Source organism: Kitasatospora sp. NPDC033851, from assembly GCF_055576085.1.
In genome coordinates this window covers 252,639-276,361 of the sequence record NZ_JBVIRL010000002.1, presented here as the reverse complement: position 1 = coordinate 276,361, position 23,723 = coordinate 252,639, and the positions used below count along the sequence as shown (strand labels likewise).

Genomic DNA, 23,723 nt, shown 5'->3' with positions numbered 1-23,723 from the left:
GGACCGTGGGGTGGCGACCGTCTTCGGCGGCGGTCCGGCGTCAACCGTGCGTGCACCCGAGCCGGGGCCCGGGCCGCGACGGGAATCGGGAGGATTTCGCCCATCGGGACGGTCTGGTCCCCCCACCCCGCGCGTTGGTATACCTCGTTGCCAGACTCGGGAGCGGTGTCCGTACCGCCCCGGTGAGCTGCGACGAAAGGCTGGTGACGGATCGATGAAGCTCCTTCGCGTCGGACCCCCGGGCGCCGAGCGCCCGGTCGTGCTGGGTGAGGACGGCACCGCGTACGACCTCTCCGGGCGGGCCCGTGACCTCGACGGGGCCTTCCTGGCCGGGCTGGACCCGGCCGCGCTGGCCCGGGACGTGGCCGCCGGCGTCCTGCCGGTGGTGGACCTGGCCGGGCAGCGCGTGGGCGCGCCGGTGGCCCGGCCGGGCAAGGTGGTCGGCATCGGGCTCAACTACCGCGACCACGCGGCCGAGGCCGGGGCCGCGATCCCGGACGAGCCGGTGATCTTCCTCAAGCCGAGCTCCACGGTGGTCGGCCCGTACGACGAGGTGCTGGTGCCGCGCGGCGGCGAGAAGACCGACTACGAGGCCGAGCTGGCCGTGGTGATCGGCCGTACCGCCCGCTACCTGGACTCGCACGCCGAGGCGGCCGCGGTGATCGCCGGCTACACGATCGCCAACGACGTCACCGAGCGGGCCTTCCAGTTCGAGCGCGGCGGCCAGTGGGACAAGGGCAAGTCGGCGGAGACCTTCACGCCGCTCGGGCCCTGGCTGGTCACCGCCGACGAGGTGGCGGACCCGCAGGACCTGTCGCTGAGGCTCTGGGTCAACGGCGAGCAGCGGCAGCACGGCAGCACCGCCGAAATGATCTTCCCGGTGCTCGAACTGGTCCGCTACGCCAGCCGGTTCATGGTGCTGGAGCCCGGCGACGTGATCGTCACCGGCACCCCGGCCGGGGTCACCCTGGGCCGCCCCGGCACACCGTTCCTCGCCCCGGGCGACGTCGTCGAGATCGAGATCGACGGCCTCGGCCGCCAGCGCCAGGTCCTCGGCAAGGCGTAGCCCCGCGCAGCCCCGACCCTTGGCACGGGGGTCGGGCCCTACCGCGCCGCCAGCACCTCGCGCAGCCGCTCCGCCCGCGGCGCCTGCGGGCCCTCCAGCGCGAGCAGCCCCGCCAGCACCTGCGCCGTCTGCGGATCGTGCAGCGCCGTCGCCGCCGCCATCGCGGTGAACTGGTCCACCAGCCAGTCGCGCAGCCCGGCCACCGGCAGCGCGCGCCCCTCGTCCAGCCAGCTCAGCGACGCGCCCTCGACCACCGCGATCCACGAGCGCACCAGCAGCGTCAGCCGCGGACCGGCCTCCCGCACGCCCAGGTGGCGCAGCGTCCGCCGCAGCGCGGCCCGCCGGACGTCGTCCACGATCGCCGAGGTGCGGGCCGTCTCCACCACCGAGCCGCCGCGCAGCAGCGCCGAGTAGCCCGCGTCGTGCTCGGCGACGAAGGCGAAGTAGCCGTCCAGCACGGCCGCCAGCTGCTCGGACGGCGTTCCGGCCAGCGGGACGGCGAAGCGGCTGGTCAGTTCGTCGGCCGCGGTGCGCAGCGCGGCCTCGTACAACTGCTGCTTGCCGCCCGCGAAGTAGCGGTAGACCAGCGGCCGGGAGGCTCCGGCGGCTTCGGCGACGTCGTCCAGGCTCACCTCCTCGGGCGGTCGGCGGGCGAACAGCTCCAGGGCGACCGCGATCAGCTGCTCGCGCCGCTGCTGGACCGGCAGCCGCCGGTAGCCGGTGCGGCGCGGGCGCGCGTCGGGGACGGCCGGGGCGGGCACCTGGTCGGATGCCGAGGTGGGGCGGGCTTCCATGGCCGTCAGCGTAATGGGCGTCCGACCGATCGGATCCTGTCCGGCCGAACGGATTTTCGCGGGTCGTCCCCGGACATCGGTCGTCGCCGAGCGCGGCCCGTCGCCGAGCGCGGGCCGTCCCCGAGCGTCGGTCGTCCCCGAGCACGGGCTGTCCCCGAGTACGGGCTGTCCCCGAGTACGGGCCGACGGATGCCGGTGGCAAAGGGGTTGCAAACGGGCCGCACCACGAAATGATGTCCGGATGGTTGAAAAACTGATCACCGCCGACGGCAGCACCCCGCGCCGCATCGCGGACGGCTACGTCCGCGCCCTCGCCGAGCTCGACCCGCTGACCGCGGTCTACCTCGGCGTCAACCCCGAGGACGAGCGGCTGCCCGACCTCTCCCCGGCTGGTCGCGAGGCGATCGCCGACCTCGCCCGCCGCACCCTGGCGCAGCTCGACGAGGCCGAACGGGCCGGCGCCGCCGAGGACGAGGCCGAGCGCCGCTGCGCCCGGCTGCTGCGCGAGCGGCTGAGCGCCGAACTCGCCGTCCACGACGCGGGGGAGAACTTCCGCGCGGTGCGCAACCTGGCCTCCCCGGTGCACGACCTGCGGGAGTCCTTCACGCTGATGGCCACCGGCACCGAGGGTGAGTGGCAGGTGGTCGGCCGCCGGCTGGCGAAGGTCCCGGTCGCGCTGGAGCAGTACCGGCAGACCCTGGCCGAGGGCGTCGAGCGCGGCCTGCTGTCCGGCCCGCGCCAGGTGACCACGGTGGTCGGGCAGATCGGTGAGTGGCTGGAGGGGGACGTGCCCGGCGGCTGGTTCGGCCAGTTCGTCCAGGACGCGCCGGAGGGCCTGCGCGCCGAGCTGTCCGGGCACGCGGTGGCCGCTGCCGAGGGGCTGGCCGCGCTGCGCGACTGGCTGCGCGACGTGTACGGCCCGGCCGCCGCCGGCACCCCGGACGCGGTGGGCCGCGAGCGCTACCGCCGGTGGGTCCGCTACTGGGCCGGCGCCGACCTGGACCTGGACGAGGCCTACGCCTGGGCCTGGACCGAGTTCCACGACCTGCTGGCCCAGATGCGCGCCGAGGCCGAGAAGGTCCGCCCGGGCGCCGACCCGATGGCGGCGATGGCCTGGCTGGGCACCCACGGCCGGGCCGTCGAGGGCGCCGAGGGCATCCGGGAGCACCTGCAGGGCCTGATGGACCAGGCGATCCGGGACCTCCAGGGCATCCACTTCGACCTGGCCGAGCCGGTCACCCGGGTCGAGTCGAAGATCGCCCCGGCCGGCAGCGCCGCCGCGCCGTACTACACCCCGCCGTCGCTGGACTTCAACCGCCCCGGGCGGACCTGGCTGCCGCTGCTCGGCCGGGAGCGCTTCCCGCTCTGGGACCTGGTGTCGACCTGGTACCACGAGGGCGTGCCGGGCCACCACCTGCAGCTCGCGCAGTGGAACTACGTCGCCGACCGGCTCTCCACCTACCAGGTGAGCCTCGGCGGGGTCAGCGCCAACCTGGAGGGCTGGGCGCTGTACGCCGAGCGCCTGATGGACGAGCTCGGCTACCTCACCGACCCGGGCCAGCGCCTCGGCTACCTCAACGCGCAGATGATGCGGGCGCTGCGGGTCATCGTCGACATCGGCATGCACGCGGGCCTGGCCTTCCCGGCGGACTCCCCGTACAAGCCGGGCGAGCCGGTGAGCCCGGAGCACGCCCGCGAGTTCTTCGGGCAGTACTGCGGCCTGTCCGACGACTTCCTGGACAGCGAGCTGGTCCGCTACCTGGGCATGCCCGGCCAGGCGATCGGCTACAAGCTCGGCGAGCGCGCCTGGCTGCGCGGCCGGGCGGCGGCGCGGGCGGCGCACGAGGCGCGCGGCGAGGAGTTCGACCTCAAGGCCTGGCACATGGCGGCGCTCTCGCAGGGCTCGCTGGGTCTGGACGACCTGGTCGAGGAGCTCTCGGCGCTCTAGTCGGCGGTACCGGACCGGGGTTCGCGCCGGGGTCCTGGGGGGCTCGTCCCGAAGTCCCAGGGCCCTGGTTCTTTTGTCCCAAATGTCTGATTTGGCAAGATTTTTCCTTGCCATGGCGTCGGGCCGGGGTATTGGCTGGAAGGCGACTGCGTGACCTCTCCGCCCGACTCCGGAAGGTTCGACCAGTGACTGCGCAACCCGCCACCGGTCATGAGCACGCGGACAGCCGACGCTGGTGGGCGCTGGCCGTCATCGCCGTCGCCCAGCTCATGATCGTCCTCGACATCACCATCGTGAACATCGCACTGCCGTCCGCCCAGCGCGACCTGGGCATCTCCGACGCCGACCGGCAATGGGTGATCACCGCCTACACGCTCGCCTTCGGCGGCCTACTGCTGCTCGGCGGACGGTTGGGCGACCTCTTCGGCCGCAAGCGCGTCTTCACCATCGGCCTGCTGGGCTTCGCCCTCGCCTCCGCCCTCGGTGGCGCGGCGACCGACTCGGCCATGCTCTTCGGCGCCCGTGCCCTCCAGGGCGCGTTCGGCGCCCTGCTCGCCCCCTCCGCGCTGGGGCTGCTCTCCACCACCTTCTCCGACCCGAAGGAACGCAGTACGGCCTTCGGCATCTTCGGCGCGATCGCCGGCGGCGGCGCCGCGATCGGCTTCATCGCCGGCGGCCTGCTGACCGAGTACCTGAACTGGCGCTGGTGCCTGTTCGTCAACACCCCGATCGCCGTCGGCACCGCCTTCGCGGCCTTCTCCGTGCTCCAGCGCGACCACGTCGCCAAGGGGCGCCGGGTCAGGCTGGACCTGCCCGGGGCGCTGCTCGGCTGCGGCGGCCTGCTGGCGATCGTCTTCGGCACCTCCGAGGCCGTGACCCGGGGCTGGGCCGACGGCCTGGTGCTCGGCGCGCTGTTCCTGGGTGTGGCGCTGCTCGCGGTGTTCGTGCTGGTCGAGCGGCGCAGCGCGCACCCGCTGCTGCCGGTGCACATCGTCGCCGACCGCAACCGCGGTGGCGGCGCGCTCTCGGTCGGCCTGGCCATGGTCGGCATGTTCGGCCTGTTCCTGTTCCTCACCTACTACCTGCAGGCCATCAAGCACTTCTCGCCGGTGGTGTCCGGGCTGTCCTTCCTGCCCATGACGGCCGCCATCGTGCTGGCGTCGACGGGCATCGCGGCCCGGCTGATGACCAGGGTGCCGTCCCGGAACCTGATCGCACCGGGGCTGCTGCTCGCCGGGGCCGGCATGGCCTGGCTGACCCAGATGAAGGTGGACAGCCCGTGGGCCGGCATGGTGCTGCCCGCCGAGCTGCTGCTCGGCTTCGGCATGGGCCTGGTGTTCATGCCGTCGATGAGCCTGGCCACCCTCGGGGTCGCCCCGAACGAGACCGGCGCGGCCTCCGCCACCATCAACTCGGCCCAGCAGGTGGGCGGTTCGTTCGGCACGGCGCTGCTGAACACCATCGCGGCCAGTGCCACCGCGAGCTTCCTGGCCACCCGGATCGCCTCCGACCCGGCGGTACGGGCGCAGGGCGCGGTGCACGGCTACGTGACCGCGACCTGGGTGGCGATGGGCGTCCTGCTGCTGGCCGCGCTGGTCGCCTTCCTGATGATCGACCACCGGCCGGAGCCCGGTGAGGCCACCGCCGTCGTGGGCGGCGCGGAAGCGGAGGCCGCGGCAGCCACCGCCGTGCGGGCCGTGGACGGACGACCGGTGGACGGACGACCGGTGGACGGGCAGCCCGTCGACGGGCGGCCGAGCCCGCGGGAGGCCGCCATGGCCGACGTCAAGGCCAACGTCCGGGCGGGTGGCGAGGTCCGGACGGAAGCGGGGGTGGAGCGGCCACCGACCGATTGAAAGTTGCAGCAAGGTCTTGCAGTCAGCCTTCGGCGCCTGCTTGACTCCTGGCCACCGTCCGGGGATCAAGGAGGCGCCGCCGTGCTGCCCGAGTCTGAGCCATCCGAATCCGAGCCGTCCGGATCCGAGCCATCCGGATCCGAGCCGTCCGCGACCGTGCCGCCCACGACCATGGAGTCCTCGCCGCCCGAATTCGACCTGCTCGTCGTCGGCGGCGCCGGCGTGGACACCATCGTCCGGGTCGAGCGGCTGGAGATCCCGCCCGGCGACTCGCAGTTCGTCGGACCGGTGCGCGACTACGTCGGCCACACCGGCAACGGCGTCGCCCTCGGCGCCCACCACCTCGGCCTGCGCACCGCCTTCCTCGACTTCCTCGGCGACGACCCGCAGGGCGCCCTGATCCGCGCCGCCTACGCGCGCTACGGCCTGCACTTCGCGCACCTGGTGAGCCCGCACGGCACCCCGCGCGGGGTCAACCTGGTCGACGCCGCCGGCCGCCGGTTCTCCTTCTTCGACGGCCGCCACCCCGCCGACCTGCGGCTGCCGCGCGACTTCTACCTGCCGTACGCCGAGCGCAGCCGGCACGTCCACCTCTCCATCACCGGCGTCAACCGGGACATGTACGGCGACCTGCGCCGGCTCGGCCGCACCACCTCCACCGACCTGCACGACTGGGACGGCGCGAACCCGCACCACCGGGACTACGCGCTCGGCTCCGACCTGGTCTTCCTCTCGGTGGCCGGCTGCCGCGGCCGGCACGAGGAGGTGATGCGCGCGATCCTCGCCGAGGGCCGCGCACGGGTGGTCGTCGCCACCGCGGGCGCCGAGGGCTGCCACCTGCTCGCCCGGGAGGACGGCGTGCTCCGCCACCTGCCGGCCGTCGACCCGGGCCACCCGGTGGTGGACACCAACGGCGCCGGGGACGCCTTCGTCTCGGGCTTCCTGTACGCCTGGTTCCAGGGGCGCCCGGCGCTGGACTGCGCCCGGGCCGGCTCGCTGGCCGGGGCCTTCGCCTGCACCGCCGCCGGGACGCACACCGCCTTCATCGCGGCGGGGGAGCTGAACCGCTTACTCGACGCCGGGTGAGCTTTTTCTCATCAGGATCCCAGCCTTCGATAACGACCTTTCCAGGCGGAGGCGGCATAGTCGTTGACCGAACGCCGCCACCGAACCCGGCAGGAGAGCCAGGCATGGGTCAGCACCGCCTCCCGAGGTCCCGCCGCCGACGCCTGCTGGCCCCCTCCCTGTTCGCCGCGCTGTCCGCGGTCGTGGTGGCCGCCGTGGTGACCGGGACGCACATGCTGGACCTGTCCGACGCGACGGCCGCCGGAAAGGCCGCCCGCAGCACCCGCACCGCCGTTGTCGCGCCCGACCCGACCGGCACGGAGGCGGCGGCCGCCCCGGTCGCGGCGCCCGCGCCGACCGACAGCCCGACCCCGAGCGACCCGCCCGCGCCCACGGCCTCGCCCACCCCCGCGCCCGCCCCCACGAACACCGACACCCCGACGGCCGCGGCGACCGCCACCCCCGCCACCTCCGGCGCCGCCCTCGGCGCCACCGCCCCCGCCCCCGCCGACGCCCGCGAAACCGCCACCGTCGGCGCGCTGTTCAGCGGATCGGTCGCGGCCGGCAACCACTTCTGCACCGCCAGCGTGCTGCACAGCGCCACCGGCAACCTGCTGCTGACCGCCGCGCACTGCCTCACCGGCACCGACGGCGTCACCTTCGCCCCCGGCTACCGCGACGGCTCCGCCCCGTACGGCACTTGGCGGGTGACGGCGATCCACACCACCAGCGGCTGGTCCCAGAAGGGCGACGTGGACGAGGACTTCGCGATCCTGGAGACCGCCCCCAGCAACGGCCGCAAGGTCGAGGACGTGGTCGGCGGCAACCACCTGGGCGCCGACGAGCCCGTCGACGCCCCCGTCCGCCTGTACGGCTACCCCGCCGACTCCGAGACGCCCGACCTCTGCACCAACTCCACCGGCCGGCAGAGCACCTACCAGCGGGTCATCCAGTGCCCGGCCTACCCGGCCGGCACCAGCGGCGGCCCCTGGATCAACACCGCCACCGGCGACGTGGTCGGCGCCATCGGCGGCTACCAGCAGGGCGGCGACTCCGACGACGTCTCCTACAGCGCCTACTTCGACCACACCATCGCGGCCCTCTACATCCAGGCCGAGGCCACCGCGTCCTGACCCGGCCCGCCCGTCCGGCCCCCGGGCCGGAGCGGCAGGCCCGGAACATGACGAAGGCCCAGATCCGTGGATCAACTCCACTGATCTGGGCCCTGGTTACACTCTCGCGAAGAGTGCCCCCGGTAGGATTCGAACCTACGCACCCGCCTCCGGAGGGCGGTGCTCTATCCCCTGAGCTACGGGGGCCTGTCGGCCTGTCGGACGCTTCCGCGTTCCGACGGAATGAACACTACCAGGCTTCGGCAGCGGTCCGTGCACGGGTTTCCCGGAAGATCGTCGGGGCGGCGACGGGCGGCGGGGGAGCGGAAGTGTCCAAAGGCCGGACGGGGCGGTGGGGCCGCGGATAACCTCGGTGAGGTGTCGGGAGTGTCCGGGCGGGTCCTCGTGGTGGACGACAGCGAGGTGATCCGCCAGCTGATCAGGGTCAACCTGGAGCTCGAGGGCTTCGAGGTGGTGACCGCCGCCGACGGCGCCGAGTGCCTGGAGGTCATCCGCCGGGTGGAGCCCGACGTGGTGACCCTGGACGTGATGATGCCGCGACTGGACGGCCTGCGGACGGCGGCCCGGCTGCGCGCGACGCCGGACACCAGCCGGCTGCCGATCGCGATCGTGAGCGCCTGCACCCCGGCGGATCTGGACCTGGGGGACACCGTCGGTGTGGACGGCTACCTCGGCAAGCCCTTCGACCCGGCCGACCTGGTGGCGCTGGTCCGGCGCCTGATGCGGCTCACCGGCCGGCCCGACGGGTTTCGCCCTGAGCGAACAGAGCGTACGGAACGCGGCTGACACCCCGGGGCGGACGGCGCGTCGGCGCCTCCGGGCGTCTCAACCGGTAAACCGGGTGGCGGGCGGGTACCCCGTCTCGCCTACGCTTGGCGTCGTGACCCCCGCAGACCTTTCCCAGGCAATCCAGGCCGCAGTGAGCACCGCCGTCGAGGCGGGCGAGCTGGCCGTCGCCGTGCCCGAGCACGTGACGGTCGAGCGGCCCAAGAACAGGGACCACGGCGACTACGCGACCAACGTGGCCCTTCAGCTCGCCAAGGCGGCCGGCAAGCCGCCGCGAGCCGTTGCGGAGGTCCTGGCCGAGCGCCTGCGCGGGATCACCGGCGTCGCCAAGGTCGACATCGCCGGTCCGGGCTTTCTGAACATCACCCTGGACACCGCCACCGCGGGCGCGCTGGCGCGCACCGTCGTCGAGGCGGGCGAGGCCTACGGCCGCAACGAGGCGCTCAACGGCCTCAAGATCAACCTGGAGTTCGTCTCCGCCAACCCGACCGGCCCGATCCACATCGGCGGCGTCCGCTGGGCCGCCGTCGGCGACTCGCTGGCGCGCGTGCTGCGGGCCTCCGGCGCCGACGTCACCACCGAGTACTACCTCAACGACGCCGGTGTGCAGATCACCAAGTTCGCCGCCTCGCTGCAGGCCGCCGCGAACGGCCGCGAGGTGCCCGAGGGCGGGTACGTCGGCGAGTACATCGTCGACATCGCCAAGGCGCTCACCGACGCGATCCCGGGCGTGCTCGACCTGCCCGAGGACGAGCAGCTGCGGGTCTTCCGCACCGAGGGCCTCAAGCTCATGGTGGCCGAGATCAAGCGCTCGATGGACGAGTTCGGCACCCACTTCGACGTGTGGTTCTCGGAGAACACGCTGCACGAGTCCGGCGCCGTCGAGAAGGCCCTCGACCGGCTGCGCGAGCAGGGCCACGTCTTCGAGCAGGACGGTGCGATCTTCCTGCGCACCACCGACTTCGGTGACGACAAGGACCGTGTCCTGATCAAGGCCGACGGTGACAAGACCTACTTCGCCGCCGACGCCGCGTACTACCTGTCCAAGCGGGACCGCGGCGCCGAGGTCGCGCTCTACATGCTGGGCGCCGACCACCACGGCTACGTCAACCGCCTCAAGGCCATCTCGGCCTGCGCGGGCGACGACATGAACCACAACATCGAGGTGAAGATCGGCCAGTTCGTGAAGATGCTTCGCGACGGCGAAGAGGTCCGCATGTCCAAGCGTGCGGGCAACATCATCACGATCGACGACGTGGTCGAGTGGATCGGCGTGGACGCCGCCCGCTACACCCTGGCGCGCTCCTCCACGGACTCGACGATCACGCTGGACATCAACGTCCTCACCAGCCAGACCAACGAGAACCGCGTCTTCTACGTCCAGTACGCGCACGCCCGGATGTCCTCGCTGCAGCGCAAGGCGGCGGACCTGGGCATCACGCGCTCGGCGGACTTCAAACCGGAGCTGCTGAGCACGGAGTGGGAGACCGACCTGCTCGGTCAGCTCGGCGAGTTCCCGCGCGTCATCGCCGCTGCCGGCGAGCTGCGCGAGCCGCACCGGGTCGCCCGCTACCTGGAGGACCTGGCCGGCGCGTACCACCGCTTCTGGGACAACTGCCCGGTCCTGCCCAAGGGCGACGACGAGGCCACGGACCTCACGCACGCCCGCCTCTGGCTGGTCGAGGCGACGCGCACCGTGCTCGCCAACGGCCTGACGCTCCTGGGCGTCTCGGCGCCCGAGCGGATGTAGGCACCACCCCCAAGCGCGCGGCGGGGGCGGCTGACGGTCAACGGAGACCGTCGCCGCCCCTCGCCATAGGCCCCGAAGGACAGGATCGATGAGCCGTTCCGCACACCCCGCAGGCCCCCGTCACGGCGATGTCCTGCCCGAGGGCCACTACCAGGCCCCGCCCGCCGACCTGAACGCGCTCGACCCCAAGGTCTGGTCGCGCACCGTCGCCCGCGACGCCGAGGGCGTGGCCACCGTCGGCGGGATCGACGTCAGGCGGCTGGCAGCCGAGTTCGGCACCCCGGCGTACGTGCTGGACGAGGAGGACTTCCGGTCCCGGGCGCGCGCCTGGCGGGACGCCTTCGGCACCGAGGCGGACGTCTACTACGCCGGCAAGGCGTTCCTCTCCAAGGCGGTCGTGCGCTGGCTGCACGAGGAGGGCCTCAACCTCGACGTGTGCAGCGTGGGCGAGTTGGCCGTGGCGCTGGCCGCCGGGATGCCGCCGGCGCGGATCGCGCTGCACGGCAACAACAAGTCGGTGGACGAGCTCGAGCACGCGGTGAAGACCGGCGTCGGGCACATCGTGGTCGACTCCTACGAGGAGATCGAGCGGCTCGCCGCGATCGCCGCCCGCCAGGGCGTGCGCCAGCAGGTGCTGATCCGGGTCACCGTCGGCGTCGAGGCGCACACCCACGAGTTCATCGCCACCGCGCACGAGGACCAGAAGTTCGGCCTCTCCCTGAACGGCGGCGCGGCCGCCGAGGCGGTGCGCCGGGTGCTCCGCCACGACAGCCTGGAGCTGCGTGGCATCCACTCGCACATCGGCTCGCAGATCTTCGACACGGCCGGCTTCGAGGTGGCCGCCCGCCGGGTGGTCGGCCTGCTGGCGCAGATCCGCGACGAGCACGGCGTCCAGCTGCCCGAGATCGACCTCGGCGGGGGCCTCGGCATCGCGTACACCAGCGAGGACGACCCGCGTGAGCCGGCCGAGATCGCGGCCGCGCTGGCCGACATCGTCCGCCGCGAGTGCGCCGCCGCGAACCTGGACGCCCCCCGGCTGAGCGTGGAGCCGGGCCGGGCGATCGTCGGCCCGACGGCGTTCACGCTGTACGAGGTCGGCACCGTCAAGCCGCTGGAGGGCCTGCGCACCTACGTCAGCGTGGACGGCGGGATGTCCGACAACATCCGCACCGCGCTGTACGACGCCGAGTACTCGGTGGCCCTGGTGTCGCGCACCAGCGACGCCGAGCCGATGCTGGTCAGGGTGGTCGGCAAGCACTGCGAGTCCGGCGACATCGTCGTCCGGGACGCCTTCCTGCCGGCCGACCTGGCCGCGGGCGACCTGATCGCGGTGCCCGCCACCGGCGCCTACTGCCGCTCGATGGCGAGCAACTACAACCACGCCCTGAAGCCTCCCGTGGTGGCCGTCAAGGACGGCGCGGCGCGGGTGATCGTCCGGCGCGAGACGGAGGAGGATCTCCTGCGTCTCGATATCGGATGACGAAATTCTTGTCTCAGATCATGGAACGACCGTAGATCCGTACGGAAAGTCCCGGAGACTGGTACGGACCGAAGTTCCCGGCGGCCCCGGAAAACCGCCGGAAATACCGAAGCACGATGAATGCAGAGCGGAGTCGGATGATGCGTACGCGACCGCTGAAGGTGGCGTTGCTGGGTTGTGGTGTGGTGGGCTCCGAGGTGGCGCGCATCATGACGACGACGGCCGACGACCTCGCCGCTCGCATCGGTGCCCCGGTGGAGCTGGTCGGGATCGCGGTCCGCCGGGCCGGGCGGGTGCGCCCGGGCGTGCCCGAGCACCTGATCACCACCGACGCCGAGGCGCTGGTCAACCGGGGCGACATCGACGTGGTGGTCGAGGTCGTGGGCGGCATCGAGCCCTCCAAATCCCTGCTCCTGTCCGCGTTCAAGCAGGGTGCCTCGGTGGTCAGCGCCAACAAGGCGCTGCTCGCCCAGGACGGCACCGAGCTGCACGCCGCGGCCGCCGAGGCCGGGGTGGACCTGTACTACGAGGCCGCGGTGGCGGGCGCCATCCCGCTGCTGCGCCCGCTGCGCGAGTCCCTCGCGGGCGACAAGGTCGACCGGGTGCTGGGCATCGTCAACGGCACCACCAACTTCATCCTCGACAAGATGGACACCACCGGCGCCGGCTACTCGGAGGCGCTGGAGGAGGCCACCGCGCTGGGCTACGCCGAGGCCGACCCGACCGCCGACGTCGAGGGCTTCGACGCCGCCGCCAAGGCCGCGATCCTGGCCGGCATCGCCTTCCACACCAAGGTCACCGCGGCGGACGTCTACCGCGAGGGCATCACCGAGGTGACCGCCGCCGACATCGCCTCCGCGAAGGAGATGGGCTGCGTGGTCAAGCTGCTCGCGATCTGCGAGCGGGCGTCCGACGGCGAGTCCGTCACCGCGCGCGTCCACCCGGCGATGATCCCGCTCTCGCACCCGCTGGCCTCCGTCCGCGAGGCGTACAACGCGGTGTTCGTCGAGGCCGAGGCGGCCGGCCGACTGATGTTCTACGGCCCGGGCGCGGGCGGCTCGCCGACCGCCTCCGCGGTGCTCGGCGACCTGGTCGCGGTCTGCCGCAACAAGCTGGCCGGCGCCACCGGCCCCGGGGACTCGGTGTACACCCGGCTGCCCGCCAAGCCGATGGACCAGGTGGTCACCCGCTACCACGTCAGCCTGGACGTGGACGACCGTGCGGGTGTGCTCGCCCAGGTGGCGTCCGTCTTCGCCGAGCACGGCGTCTCCATCGACACCGTGCGCCAGCAGGGCCGCGACGGCGACGCCTCGCTCGTCGTGGTCACCCACCGTGCCACCGACGCCGCGCTGTCGGCGACGGTCGACAAGCTCCGCGCGCTGGACAGCGTGCGGGACGTGGCCAGCATCATGCGGGTCGAAGGGGAATAAGGAACAGCCATGAACGCCGTTGCCGAGAACGTCGTCCGAGGCGCGCACACCCACCAGTGGCGCGGCCTGATCGAGGAGTACCGGGACCGCCTGCCGGTCACCGCGGCCACCCCGGTGGTCACCCTGCTGGAGGGCGGTACGCCCCTGGTCCCCGCCCAGGTGCTCTCCGAGCGCACCGGCTGCGAGGTCTACCTCAAGGTCGAGGGCGCGAACCCGACCGGTTCCTTCAAGGACCGCGGGATGACGATGGCCATCTCCAAGGCCAAGGAGGAGGGCGCGCAGGCGGTCATCTGCGCGTCCACCGGCAACACCTCGGCCTCCGCCGCCGCCTACGCGGTGCGGGCCGGGATGGTCTCCGCGGTGCTCGTCCCGCAGGGCAAGATCGCCCTCGGCAAGATGGGTCAGGCGCTGGTGCACGGCGCCAGGATCCTGCAGGTCGACGGGAACTTCGACGACTGTCTCACCCTTGCGCGTGAACTGTCCGAGAAGTATCCGGTGGCCCTGGTCAACTCCGTGAACCCGGTGCGGATCGAGGGCCAGAAGACCGCGGCCTTCGAGATCGTCGACATGCTCGGCGACGCCCCGGACATCCACGTCCTGCCGGTCGGCAACGCGGGCAACATCACCGCGTACTGGAAGGGCTACCGCGAATACGCGGCGGACGGCCTGGCCTCGCGCACCCCGCGGATGTGGGGCTTCCAGGCCTCCGGCTCGGCCCCGATCGTGGACGGCGCCCCGGTGCTCAAGCCGCAGACCATCGCCACCGCGATCCGGATCGGCAACCCGGCCTCCTGGGACTTCGCGCTCGCCGCGCGGGACGAGTCCGGCGGCCTCATCGACAAGGTGACTGACCGTCAGATCCTGTCCGCCTACCGGCTGTTGGCCTCGCAGGAGGGCGTCTTCGTGGAGCCCGCCTCGGCCGCCTCGGTGGCCGGCCTGCTGGCCAAGGCGGAGGCCGGCCTGGTCGACCCGGGCCAGCGGATCGTCTGCACCGTGACCGGCAACGGCCTCAAGGACCCGGACTGGGCGGTGGCCGGCGCGCCGCAGCCGCAGATCGTCCCGGTCGACCCGGAGGCCGCGGCCCGTAGCCTCGGTCTGCTCGACCGGTAACGGGGTCTGACACTGCGACGGGCCGACCCTTTCGGGGGTCGGCCCGTCAAAGTTCTCCCCTGACACTTTTGTGTCAATTCTGCTTCGCATTCCGCTCCGATTTCGCCCCGCTCTTTGACAGAGAGGGGTGCGCATTCCGGCCAGAACCGGCAACACACCAGATCGAAGGCCCACGGGGTGTACCGCTCGGGAACCTCTCTTCGATACTCTGGCTTCGGCCGTGTGGCACATGCCCCGGGCTCGGCGCCGTCCGGGCCGCGCCGACGACTGTGACCGCCCGCCCCGAGGGGCCTGCGGCCCTTTCCCCCACCCTCGTATACGACGACGCGCTCCGCGCCGCCCGATTTCCCCAGGAGAGTCCACCGCATGGCCGGTCCTGCGTTCCGTGCCGCCGCCGTCCGGGTCAGGGTTCCCGCGACCAGCGCCAACCTCGGCCCGGGCTTCGACGCCTTCGGACTCGCACTGGGTCTGTACGACGACGTGGTCGTCCGGGTCGCTGATTCCGGTCTCTCCGTCGACATCGCCGGCGAGGGCGCCGAGACGCTGCCGCGCGACGAGCGCCACCTGCTGGTCCGCTCGATGCGCGCCGCCTTCGACCGGCTCGGCGGCCAGCCGCGCGGCCTCGAAGTGGTCTGTGCCAACCGGATACCGCACGGCCGGGGCCTCGGCTCCTCCTCCGCCGCCATCTGCGCCGGCATCGTGGCCGCCCGCGCGGTCACCATCGGGGGCCCGTCCGCGCTGGACGACGACGCGCTGCTGGCCCTCGCCTCCGAGCTGGAGGGCCACCCGGACAACGTCGCGGCCTGCCTGCGCGGCAACTTCACCATCGCCTGGACCGACGAGGAGTCCGCCAAGGCGGTCGCCCTGGAGCCCGCCGCGCAGGTCGTCCCGGTGGTGTTCGTCCCGGCCGGCGAGGTGCTCACCGAGACCGCCCGCGGCCTGCTGCCGAAGACCGTCCCGCTGGCCGACGCCGCGGTCAACGCCGGCCGCTCCGCGCTGCTGGTGGAGGCGCTGACCAGGCGCCCCGAACTGCTCCTCGCCGCCACCGAGGACCGCCTGCACCAGGACTACCGCGCCTCCGCCATGCCGGACAGCGCCGCACTGGTCGGCGTACTGCGTGCGGAGGGCGTCCCCGCGGTCATCTCCGGGGCCGGCCCGACCGTCCTGGCGCTCACCGACGAGGCGAACGCCGACAAGGTGCTCGCCTTCGCCGGGCACCACGGCCACGGCGGCGATCCGGCGTTCGCCGCGCACCGGCTGGACGTCGACCGGACCGGGGCCGTCGTGCTCCCACTGGACGCCTGAGCAGCACGGACGTGCCCGCCCGGGCCCGGCACCGGCCCCGCGCCGAGCCGGGGCCGCCGGACACGATTGGCAAGCACCAGGCTGGGGAATGTCTGAGGGGGTCGGTAGTGTTAACCTCATTGCTGCACCAGGTGCCCTCCGGGGCTCGGTGCGCCGCGTCCCGATCCCAGCACTCCACTGCCGTGGAGTCGCGGCGATGCACGGGGCGACGATTCTCCGGGAGCCCACCGCAGCGCGTACGCAGCCTGCCTGCGCGACATGCGGCCGCATCCCGAAGCCGTGACGGCACCTGACTCCCACCCGCGGCCTCCCACCTCGAGGCCAGGACGGGCGGAGCGCGGGCCACCGTCACGCGACGGGGGCCCGGGATTCGCAGGCAGCGTGGGGGTTACGCCCTCAGGGGAGGTCGACACACGACCGGCCCACGCGCCACTCAGCACCACCGTGCTTCACGCACCGCACCTCGCAGCCCTCCCTCGACAGGCTCCCGCCGTTCGAGGGATCACCGCCTCGGACCGACGCAGTCGAGCGTTGGTCAGGACAGCACAACCGGTCGCCGAGCCAGACAGGCCGACGTCCGCTCCAGGGAAGGACCCTTAGTGAGCGACTCCACCGATCTGATGGGCGCGCGCCCGGACGCCGACGCGTCGGACGCAGCCGCCGCCCCCGCCGCCCCGGCACGGCGCCGCCGCAGCGCCGCCGCGGGCCTGGACGGCATGGTCCTGGCCGAGCTGCAGAAGCTCGCCGCGGACCTTGGCATCACCGGTACCGGACGCATGCGCAAGAGCCAGCTGATCGAGACCATCAAGGAGAAGAGCGGCGGGGACCCGCTGCTCGCCGCCGGTGGCGCCCCGGCCGCCAAGCGCACCGCCGCCAAGGCGGACGCCGAGGCCCCGGCCGAGAAGCCCGCCCGCCGCACCAAGGCCGCCGCCAAGGCGGCGGAGGCCGAGACCCCGGCCGCCGCCGAGGCGCAGGCCCAGATCGAGATCCCGGTCCAGGCCGCCGCCGAGACCGCCGCGCCGGCCCGTACCGAGCGCACCCGCCGCCGTGCCACCTCGGCCGCCGGCGCGCCCACCGCCCCGTCCGGCGAGGCTTCGGCCGAGGCCGCCACCGTCGCGGTCGCCGAGCCGAAGCAGGCCGAGGCCCGCCCGGCCGAGACCCGCGGCTTCGAGGGCCGTGAGGACGGCCGCGAGAGCCGCCGCGACCGCCGTGAGCGCCGCGACCGCCGCGACACCGGCGAGCGCACGGAGCGCACCGAGCGCACCGACCGCCAGGAGGGCGGCGAGGCCCAGGACGGCGACTCGCGCGAGTCGCGTCGCGACCGCCGCAACCGCCGCGAGCGCACCGACCGCCAGCCCCAGCAGGGCCAGCCGCAGGGCAGTGGCCAGGGCGACCAGCCGCAGGGCCGCCAGGCCCAGCCGGCCCAGCAGCCGCAGGTCCAGCAGGGCGGCTACGACGACGACGAGTTCGGCGAGGGCCGTCGCGGCCGTCGCGGCCGTTACCGCGACCGCCGGGGCCGTCGTGGCCGCGACGGCTTCGAGGCCGGCCCCGTCGAGACGCAGATCGGCGAGGACGACGTCCTGATCCCGGTCGCGGGCATCCTCGACATCCTCGACAACTACGCGTTCGTGCGCACCTCCGGCTACCTGCCGGGCCAGAACGACGTCTACGTCTCGCTCGCCCAGGTCCGCAAGAACGGCCTGCGCAAGGGTGACGCCATCACCGGTGCGGTGCGCCAGCCGCGCGACGGCGAGCGCCGCGAGAAGTTCAACGCCATGGTGCGGCTGGACTCCGTCAACGGCATGGACCCGGAGAGCGGCCGGGGCCGCCCCGAGTTCAACAAGCTCACCCCGCTCTACCCGCAGGAGCGGCTGCGCCTGGAGACCGACCCGGGCGTGCTGACCACCCGGATCATCGACCTCGTGTCGCCGATCGGCAAGGGCCAGCGCGGTCTGATCGTCGCGCCGCCGAAGACCGGCAAGACGATGGTGCTGCAGGCGGTCGCCAACGCGATCACCCACAACAACCCCGAGTGCCACCTGATGGTCGTCCTGGTCGACGAGCGTCCGGAAGAGGTCACCGACATGCAGCGGTCGGTGAAGGGCGAGGTCATCTCCTCGACCTTCGACCGCCCGGCGGAGGACCACACCACCGTCGCCGAGCTGGCCATCGAGCGCGCCAAGCGCCTGGTGGAGCTGGGCCACGACGTGGTCATCCTGCTGGACTCGATCACCCGCCTGGGCCGTGCCTACAACCTGGCGGCGCCGGCCTCCGGCCGCATCCTGTCCGGTGGTGTCGACTCGACCGCGCTCTACCCGCCGAAGAAGTTCTTCGGTGCCGCGCGCAACATCGAGAACGGCGGCTCGCTGACCATCCTGGCCACCGCGCTGGTCGAGACCGGTTCGCGCATGGACGAGGTGATCTTCGAGGAGTTCAAGGGCACCGGCAACATGGAGCTCAAGCTCGACCGGAAGCTCTCGGACAAGCGCATCTTCCCGGCCGTCGACGTGGACGCCTCCAGCACCCGCAAGGAGGAGATCCTGCTCGGCAGCGAGGAGTTGGCCATCGTCTGGAAGCTGCGCCGGGTGCTGCACGCGCTCGACTCGCAGCAGGCGATCGAGCTGCTCCTGGACAAGATGAAGCAGACCAAGAGCAACGCCGAGTTCCTGATGCAGATCGCCAAGACCACCCCCGGCTCGGGCGACTGACCGTAGCCGGACGGCTGTCGAAGCACGGAACCCCGGATCGCGCGAGCGGTCCGGGGTTCCGTGCGTTCGCCGCCGGGTTGTTCCAGAGTTGGGACAACTTGGGGCCTTTGGATCATGTTGTCCGATTTACTCTGGACCGTATGGCCGAGCACAAGAGGATCCCGAGTCGCCGCCGCAAGGTCCTGCGGACGGCCGCATGCGCGTTCGTCGCGCTCGTCGTCCTCGGCACCGGAGCGGCCGTCTACGCGTACGTGAAGCTCAACGACAACATCAAGAGCGTCGACATCGACGGCCGCCTCGGTGGCGCCCGCCCGCCGGCCGCCACCGACGGCTCCTTCAACATCCTGGTGCTGGGCTCCGACTCGCGGAACGGCGAGAACGGCGACCTGGCCGGCGGCAACACCGGCGACACCGCCCGCTCGGACACCGCGATGGTGGTGCACGTCAACCAGGACCACTCGCGCGCGCAGATCGTCTCGATACCGCGCGACACCCTGGTCGCCCGCCCCGACTGCACCGACGCCAACGGCAGGACCGTCCCCGGCGTGAAGCGCGCGATGTACAACAGCGCCTTCGAGAGCGGCGGCGCGGCCTGCGCCGTCAAGACCACCGAGCAGCTCACCGGGCTGCGGATGGACCACTACCTGCAGATCGACTTCGCCGGCTTCGCCCGGGTCGTGGACGCGATAGGCGGGGCCACCGTGACCACCACGGTGGCCATCCACGACAAGGACAGCGGGCTCGACCTGCCGCCCGGGCAGCACCACCTGGACGGAAAGCAGGCACTGGCCTTCGTCCGGACCCGGCACGGCGTCGGCGACGGCAGCGACCTCGGCCGGATCGAGCTGCAGAAGCAGATGGTGAAGTCGCTGCTCCAGCAGGCCGGCGGGGCCGGCCTGTTCACCAACCCGGTCAAGCTGTGGTCCCTCGGCGACACCGTGACCAAGAGCATCACCACCGACTCCGCGCTCGGCTCGGTGAACTCCCTGGTGGGGCTCGTCCAGGAGCTCAAGGGGATCGGGCCGGACCAGCTCGGCATGGTCACCCTGCCGGTGGAGACCGCCCCCGGCGACCCGAACCGGGTGGTCGAGCAGCAGCCGCAGGCCGACCAGGTCTGGGCGGCACTCAAGGCCGACCGGGAGTTCCCCCCGGAGGTCGTCTCCGCGCAGCCGGAGAACCCCGCCCAGGCGGCCCCCACGGCCACTGCGTCGGCCCCCGCGCGGACCGCGGGGAAGCAGACCGCGAAGGCCGGCGCCAAGGCCACCACCGCGCGCTGAGCGGGCCCGGAATATCCCGGAACGCGACCCGGTTTGGGAAGATGCGGCCGGTCCTGGCAGACTGGTCCGTCGGTCCCGGTTCACGTGCGGCGCTCCAGCCGCCGACCCGGTGCCCTCCCGAAACCTAGGAGAACCCCTTGAAGCCCAACGTTCACCCCGAGTACGTGGTCACCCGTGTGACCTGCACCTGCGGTGCCGAGTTCACCACCCGCTCGACCGAGACCAGTGGCGAGATCCGCGCCGAGGTCTGCTCGCAGTGCCACCCGTTCTACACCGGCAAGCAGAAGATCCTCGACACCGGTGGCCGCGTGGCCCGCTTCGAGGCCCGCTTCGGCAAGCAGCACAGCGCGAAGGCCTAGCGCTCCCTCGGCGCCGGTTCCCGGCGCCCCCGTACTTCGTTGTCGGGGGCGCAGGGGGCCGGCGCCGTTCGCGTCCCCCCGCACGTTCCCCCCTCCCCAGCAGATCTCCCCAGCAGATCTCCACCCGATCCGAGCCCCCGGGAAGAAGGCCACCCCATGTTCGAGGCAGTCGAAGAGCTCCTCGTCGAGCACGCCGACCTCGAGACGAGGCTGGCCGACCCGTCCGTCCACGCCGACCAGAACAACGCCCGCAAGCTGGCCAAGCGGTACGCCGAGCTGACCCCGATCACCCGGGTCTACCGGCAGTGGCGGCAGGCCGGCGAGGACATCGAGGCCGCGCGCGAACTCGCTGCCGAGGACCCGGAGTTCATCTCCGAGGTGAAGGACTCCGAGGCGCGCCGCGACGAGCTCACCGAGGAGCTGCGGGTCCTGCTGGTGCCGCGCGACCCGAGCGACGACAAGGACGTCATCCTGGAGATCAAGGCGGGCGAGGGCGGCGAGGAGTCCGCGCTGTTCGCCGGTGACCTGCTCCGGATGTACCTGCGCTACGCGGAGCGGGTCGGCTGGAAGACCGAGCTCATCGACTCCAACGAGTCCGACCTCGGCGGCTACAAGGACGTCTCGGTGGCCGTGAAGACCAAGGGCAGCACCGAGCCCGGCCAGGGCGTCTGGGCGCGGCTGAAGTACGAGGGCGGCGTGCACCGCGTGCAGCGCGTCCCCGCCACCGAGTCCCAGGGCCGCATCCACACCTCCGCGGCGGGCGTGCTGGTCACCCCCGAGGCGGAGGAGGTCGAGGTCGAGATCCTCGCCAACGACCTGCGGATCGACGTCTACCGCTCCTCCGGCCCCGGCGGCCAGTCGGTCAACACCACCGACTCCGCGGTCCGGATCACCCACCTGCCGACCGGTATCGTGGCGTCCTGCCAGAACGAGAAGAGCCAGCTGCAGAACAAGGAGCAGGCGATGCGCATCCTGCGTTCGCGGCTGCTGGCCGCCGCGCAGGAGGAGGCCGAGCGCGAGGCCTCGGACGCGCGCCGCAGCCAGGTCCGCACGGTGGACCGCTCCGAGCGGATCCGGACGTACAACTACCCCGAGAACCGCATCTCGGACCACCGCACGGGGTTCAAGTCGTACAACCTGGACCAGGTCCTGGACGGTGACCTGAACGCGGTGATCCAGTCCTGCGTGGACAAGGACGCGGCGGCCAAGCTCGCCGCGGCCCAAGAGAACTGAGACCGGCGCGCCCCAGCCCACGCGCAGTCCGAAGCCGGAGCGCAGAAAACATGAGGTCGTACGGATGAACCTGCTGCTCGCCGAGGTGGCCCAGGCCACCCAGCGGTTGGCCGCGGCCGGCGTGCCGTCGCCGCGTTTCGACGCGGAGGAGCTCGCCGCCTACGTCCACCACGTCAAGCGCAGCCAGCTGCACACGGTGAAGGACGCCGACTTCGACGCCCGCTACTGGGAGGCCGTCTCGCGCCGCGAGGCGCGCGAGCCGCTCCAGCACATCACCGGGCGGGCGTTCTTCCGCTACCTCGAACTGGCGGTCGGCCCCGGCGTGTTCGTGCCCCGGCCGGAGACCGAGACGGTCGTCGAGTGGGCCATAGACGCGGTGCGCGACATGGACGTGGCCGAGCCGCTGGTGGTGGACCTGTGCTCCGGCTCCGGCGCGATCGCCCTCGCCCTGGCCCAGGAACTGCCGCGCTCGACCGTGCACGCCTTCGAACTGGACGAGGGAGCGCTGGAGTACACCCGGCGCAACATCGAGTCCAGCCCGGACCGCGCCCGGGTCACCCTGCACGCCGGGGACGCCACCCGGGCCTTCGAGGGCGACCACTCCTGGGACGGCCGCTTCGACCTGGTCATCTCCAACCCGCCGTACATCCCCCTCACCGAGTGGGAGTACGTCGCGCCGGAGGCCCGCGACCACGACCCGCAGATGTCGCTGTTCTCCGGCGAGGACGGCCTGGACACCATCCGCGGCATCGAGCGGGTGGCCGCGCGGCTGCTGCGCCCGGGCGGCGCGGTGGTGATCGAGCACGCCGACCAGCAGGGCGGCCAGGTGCCGTGGATCTTCAACGAGGAACGCGGCTGGACGGACACCGCCGACCACCGCGACCTGAACAACCGGCCGCGCTTCACGACCGCCCGGAGGGTCGGGTCGTGAACATCAAGCGCCGTACGACCGCCCGGAGGGTCGGGTCGTGAACATCAAGCGCCGTACGACCGCCCGGAGGGTCGGGTCGTGAACATCAAGCGCCGTACGACCGCTCGCAAGGCCGCCTTGTAACCGCCATGAGCCACTTCGGAAGGGGACCGCACCGATGAGCCGCCGCTACGACTGTGCCGATGCCGGGGACCGCGCCACCGGTCTGCGCGAGGCCGCTTCGGCCGTCCGCCGCGGCGAACTCGTCGTGCTGCCCACCGACACCCTGTACGGGGTCGGCGCGGACGCCTTCTCCCCGGAGGCCGTCGGCGAGCTGATGACCACCAGGGGCCGCGGCCGCAACACGCCGTCGCCGGTGCTGGTCGGCTCGCCGACGACGCTGCACGGCCTGGTCACCGACTTCTCCGAGCAGGCGTGGGAACTGGTCGACGCCTTCTGGCCGGGCGGGCTCACCCTGGTCGCCCGGCACCAGCCCTCGCTGCGCTGGGACCTCGGCGAGACCCGCGGCACCGTCGCGGTCCGGATGCCGCTGCACCCGGTCGCCATCGAGCTGCTGAACGTGACCGGCCCGATGGCCGTCTCCAGCGCCAACCGGATCGGCGGGGAGTCCCCGCTGACCTGTGACGAGGCGCAGGCGCAGCTCGGCGACGCCGTCTCGGTCTACCTGGACGGCGGGTCGGCCGACCACTCCGCCGCCTCGTCCATCGTCGACGTCACCGGCAAGGTCCCGGTTCTGCTGCGGGCCGGCGCGATCAGCGTCGAGCAGCTGAGGGAGGTCGTCCCCGACCTGGAGGCCGGCAGTTGACGCCCACCGCCTCGCTCCATGCCGGGCCCGGCATAGCGCCGTACCTGAGCGTGGGCCCCAGGCCGCTGGACCACTTCCGGATCCTGTTCGTCTGCACGGGGAACATCTGCCGCTCGCCGATCGCCGAGCGGCTCACCCGGCGTGAGCTGGACACCCGGCTGAGCCCCCGGGTGGCCGGGCGGATCCTGGTGGAGAGCGCCGGTACCTGGGGCCACGAGGGTGCGCCGATGGAGGACCACGCGGCGACCGTGCTCGACGAGTACGGTGCCGACAGTGGCGGCTTCACCGGCCGTGAGCTGCTGGACGAGCACGTGGTGGAGGCCGACCTGGTGCTCACCGCGACCCTGGACCACCGCGCCCAGGTGATCTCGATGGGCCACGAGGCGGGGCTGCGCACCTTCACGCTGAAGGAGTTCACCCGCCTGGTGCGGACGATCGACCCGGGCACGCTGCCCGACCCCCGGCGCGGTGCCGACGTCACCGAGCGGGCCCGCGCGCTGGTCCGGGCGGCCGCCGCGCTGCGCGGCTGGCTGCTGGCGGCCACCCCGGAGTCGGACGAGGTGGACGACCCGTACGGGGCGCCGATCGGCATGTTCCGCAACTGCGGCGAGGAGATATTCCACGCGGTCGACCCGGTGGTCACCGCGCTCACCGGCGTGTCCGCGCCGCGCTGACGCCCCGCCCCGC

The 23,723-nt window shown here is 72.6% G+C and carries 19 protein-coding genes and 1 tRNA gene; 18 read left to right on the top strand and 2 right to left on the bottom strand.

Translation table 11 applies throughout. The features are described from left to right. Nucleotides 1-214 precede the first annotated feature (214 nt). On the top strand, nt 215-1,066 hold the full coding sequence (locus ACZ51D_RS04400; RefSeq protein ID WP_465661142.1) for a fumarylacetoacetate hydrolase family protein: 852 nt from the start codon (nt 215-217) through the stop codon (nt 1,064-1,066). Between the two features lie 38 nt (nt 1,067-1,104). On the opposite strand, the gene ACZ51D_RS04395 is transcribed toward ACZ51D_RS04400, so the two are convergent. Beyond that, nucleotides 1,105-1,860, bottom strand: a complete 756-nt coding sequence (locus tag ACZ51D_RS04395) for a TetR/AcrR family transcriptional regulator (protein ID WP_465617613.1) — start codon at nt 1,858-1,860, stop codon at nt 1,105-1,107. A 241-nt stretch (nt 1,861-2,101) separates the two neighbouring features. Between ACZ51D_RS04395 and ACZ51D_RS04390 the strand changes: the two genes are divergently transcribed. The 4 genes from ACZ51D_RS04390 (at nt 2,102) to ACZ51D_RS04375 (ending at nt 7,862) form a co-directional block, all read left to right on the top strand. Beyond that, nucleotides 2,102-3,808, top strand: a complete 1,707-nt coding sequence (locus ACZ51D_RS04390) for a DUF885 domain-containing protein (protein WP_465617615.1) — start codon at nt 2,102-2,104, stop codon at nt 3,806-3,808. Nucleotides 3,809-3,993: 185 nt separating this feature from the next. Beyond that, nucleotides 3,994-5,664: an MFS transporter gene (locus ACZ51D_RS04385; RefSeq protein WP_465617616.1), complete on the top strand. Its 1,671-nt coding sequence runs from the start codon at nt 3,994-3,996 to the stop codon at nt 5,662-5,664. 171 nt (nt 5,665-5,835) lie between these two features. Then, nucleotides 5,836-6,750 carry a carbohydrate kinase family protein gene (locus tag ACZ51D_RS04380; protein ID WP_465661140.1) on the top strand — a complete coding sequence of 305 codons (915 nt, stop codon included), beginning with the start codon at nt 5,836-5,838 and terminating at the stop codon, nt 6,748-6,750. Nucleotides 6,751-6,854: 104 nt separating this feature from the next. Then, nucleotides 6,855-7,862, top strand: a complete 1,008-nt coding sequence (locus tag ACZ51D_RS04375) for a trypsin-like serine peptidase (RefSeq protein WP_465661138.1) — start codon at nt 6,855-6,857, stop codon at nt 7,860-7,862. 114 nt (nt 7,863-7,976) lie between these two features. Here ACZ51D_RS04375 and ACZ51D_RS04370 read toward each other — a convergent pair. Further along, a tRNA-Arg gene (locus ACZ51D_RS04370) sits at nt 7,977-8,048 on the bottom strand. Nucleotides 8,049-8,228: 180 nt separating this feature from the next. On the opposite strand from ACZ51D_RS04370, the gene ACZ51D_RS04365 reads away from it, so the two are divergent. The 13 genes from ACZ51D_RS04365 (at nt 8,229) to ACZ51D_RS04305 (ending at nt 23,710) form a co-directional block, all read left to right on the top strand. After that, nucleotides 8,229-8,648 carry a response regulator gene (locus ACZ51D_RS04365; RefSeq protein ID WP_360498807.1) on the top strand — a complete coding sequence of 140 codons (420 nt, stop codon included), beginning with the start codon at nt 8,229-8,231 and terminating at the stop codon, nt 8,646-8,648. Nucleotides 8,649-8,742: 94 nt separating this feature from the next. Next, nucleotides 8,743-10,398: an arginine--tRNA ligase gene (argS, locus tag ACZ51D_RS04360; protein ID WP_360498596.1), complete on the top strand. Its 1,656-nt coding sequence runs from the start codon at nt 8,743-8,745 to the stop codon at nt 10,396-10,398. Between the two features lie 88 nt (nt 10,399-10,486). Then, nucleotides 10,487-11,878, top strand: a complete 1,392-nt coding sequence (lysA, locus tag ACZ51D_RS04355; RefSeq protein WP_465661136.1) for a diaminopimelate decarboxylase — start codon at nt 10,487-10,489, stop codon at nt 11,876-11,878. Nucleotides 11,879-12,015: 137 nt separating this feature from the next. Then, nucleotides 12,016-13,308, top strand: a complete 1,293-nt coding sequence (locus ACZ51D_RS04350) for a homoserine dehydrogenase (protein WP_360498600.1) — start codon at nt 12,016-12,018, stop codon at nt 13,306-13,308. Between the two features lie 9 nt (nt 13,309-13,317). Then, nucleotides 13,318-14,418 carry a threonine synthase gene (thrC, locus tag ACZ51D_RS04345; protein ID WP_465617624.1) on the top strand — a complete coding sequence of 367 codons (1,101 nt, stop codon included), beginning with the start codon at nt 13,318-13,320 and terminating at the stop codon, nt 14,416-14,418. Between the two features lie 366 nt (nt 14,419-14,784). Further along, entirely contained in the window at nt 14,785-15,723 is a 939-nt protein-coding gene (gene thrB, locus ACZ51D_RS04340; RefSeq protein ID WP_465617626.1) for a homoserine kinase, read from the top strand. A gap of 599 nt (nt 15,724-16,322) precedes the next feature. Next, nucleotides 16,323-18,431: a transcription termination factor Rho gene (gene rho, locus ACZ51D_RS04335; RefSeq protein ID WP_465617628.1), complete on the top strand. Its 2,109-nt coding sequence runs from the start codon at nt 16,323-16,325 to the stop codon at nt 18,429-18,431. Between the two features lie 140 nt (nt 18,432-18,571). Beyond that, on the top strand, nt 18,572-19,708 hold the full coding sequence (locus ACZ51D_RS04330) for an LCP family protein (RefSeq protein ID WP_465617630.1): 1,137 nt from the start codon (nt 18,572-18,574) through the stop codon (nt 19,706-19,708). Between the two features lie 137 nt (nt 19,709-19,845). Beyond that, complete coding sequence (rpmE, locus tag ACZ51D_RS04325; protein WP_030057539.1) at nt 19,846-20,067, top strand: 50S ribosomal protein L31; 222 nt, start codon at nt 19,846-19,848, stop codon at nt 20,065-20,067. Nucleotides 20,068-20,223: 156 nt separating this feature from the next. Continuing rightward, the gene (gene prfA, locus ACZ51D_RS04320) at nt 20,224-21,300 is read left to right on the top strand and encodes a peptide chain release factor 1 (protein WP_360498609.1); all 1,077 of its coding nucleotides are present in this window, start codon (nt 20,224-20,226) and stop codon (nt 21,298-21,300) included. Nucleotides 21,301-21,364: 64 nt separating this feature from the next. Then, entirely contained in the window at nt 21,365-22,231 is an 867-nt protein-coding gene (gene prmC, locus ACZ51D_RS04315) for a peptide chain release factor N(5)-glutamine methyltransferase (RefSeq protein WP_360498611.1), read from the top strand. Between the two features lie 157 nt (nt 22,232-22,388). After that, the gene (locus ACZ51D_RS04310; protein ID WP_360498613.1) at nt 22,389-23,036 is read left to right on the top strand and encodes an L-threonylcarbamoyladenylate synthase; all 648 of its coding nucleotides are present in this window, start codon (nt 22,389-22,391) and stop codon (nt 23,034-23,036) included. A 32-nt stretch (nt 23,037-23,068) separates the two neighbouring features. Further along, nucleotides 23,069-23,710 carry an arsenate reductase/protein-tyrosine-phosphatase family protein gene (locus tag ACZ51D_RS04305; protein ID WP_360498809.1) on the top strand — a complete coding sequence of 214 codons (642 nt, stop codon included), beginning with the start codon at nt 23,069-23,071 and terminating at the stop codon, nt 23,708-23,710. Nucleotides 23,711-23,723 lie beyond the last annotated feature (13 nt).

Excerpts from the sequence above, each read along its gene's own strand:
- ACZ51D_RS04375 (WP_465661138.1), top strand. The coding sequence starts at position 6,855 with ATGGGTCAGCACCGCCTCCCGAGGTCCCGCCGCCGACGCCTGCTGGCC.
- thrB (WP_465617626.1), top strand. The coding sequence starts at position 14,785 with ATGGCCGGTCCTGCGTTCCGTGCCGCCGCCGTCCGGGTCAGGGTTCCC.
- ACZ51D_RS04400 (WP_465661142.1), top strand. The coding sequence starts at position 215 with ATGAAGCTCCTTCGCGTCGGACCCCCGGGCGCCGAGCGCCCGGTCGTG.
- prfA (WP_360498609.1), top strand. The coding sequence starts at position 20,224 with ATGTTCGAGGCAGTCGAAGAGCTCCTCGTCGAGCACGCCGACCTCGAG.
- ACZ51D_RS04330 (WP_465617630.1), top strand. The coding sequence starts at position 18,572 with ATGGCCGAGCACAAGAGGATCCCGAGTCGCCGCCGCAAGGTCCTGCGG.
- ACZ51D_RS04390 (WP_465617615.1), top strand. The coding sequence starts at position 2,102 with ATGGTTGAAAAACTGATCACCGCCGACGGCAGCACCCCGCGCCGCATC.
- thrC (WP_465617624.1), top strand. The coding sequence starts at position 13,318 with ATGAACGCCGTTGCCGAGAACGTCGTCCGAGGCGCGCACACCCACCAG.
- prmC (WP_360498611.1), top strand. The coding sequence starts at position 21,365 with ATGAACCTGCTGCTCGCCGAGGTGGCCCAGGCCACCCAGCGGTTGGCC.
- ACZ51D_RS04395 (WP_465617613.1), bottom strand. The coding sequence starts at position 1,860 with ATGGAAGCCCGCCCCACCTCGGCATCCGACCAGGTGCCCGCCCCGGCC.
- ACZ51D_RS04310 (WP_360498613.1), top strand. The coding sequence starts at position 22,389 with ATGAGCCGCCGCTACGACTGTGCCGATGCCGGGGACCGCGCCACCGGT.
- ACZ51D_RS04350 (WP_360498600.1), top strand. The coding sequence starts at position 12,016 with ATGATGCGTACGCGACCGCTGAAGGTGGCGTTGCTGGGTTGTGGTGTG.
- ACZ51D_RS04380 (WP_465661140.1), top strand. The coding sequence starts at position 5,836 with ATGGAGTCCTCGCCGCCCGAATTCGACCTGCTCGTCGTCGGCGGCGCC.
- lysA (WP_465661136.1), top strand. The coding sequence starts at position 10,487 with ATGAGCCGTTCCGCACACCCCGCAGGCCCCCGTCACGGCGATGTCCTG.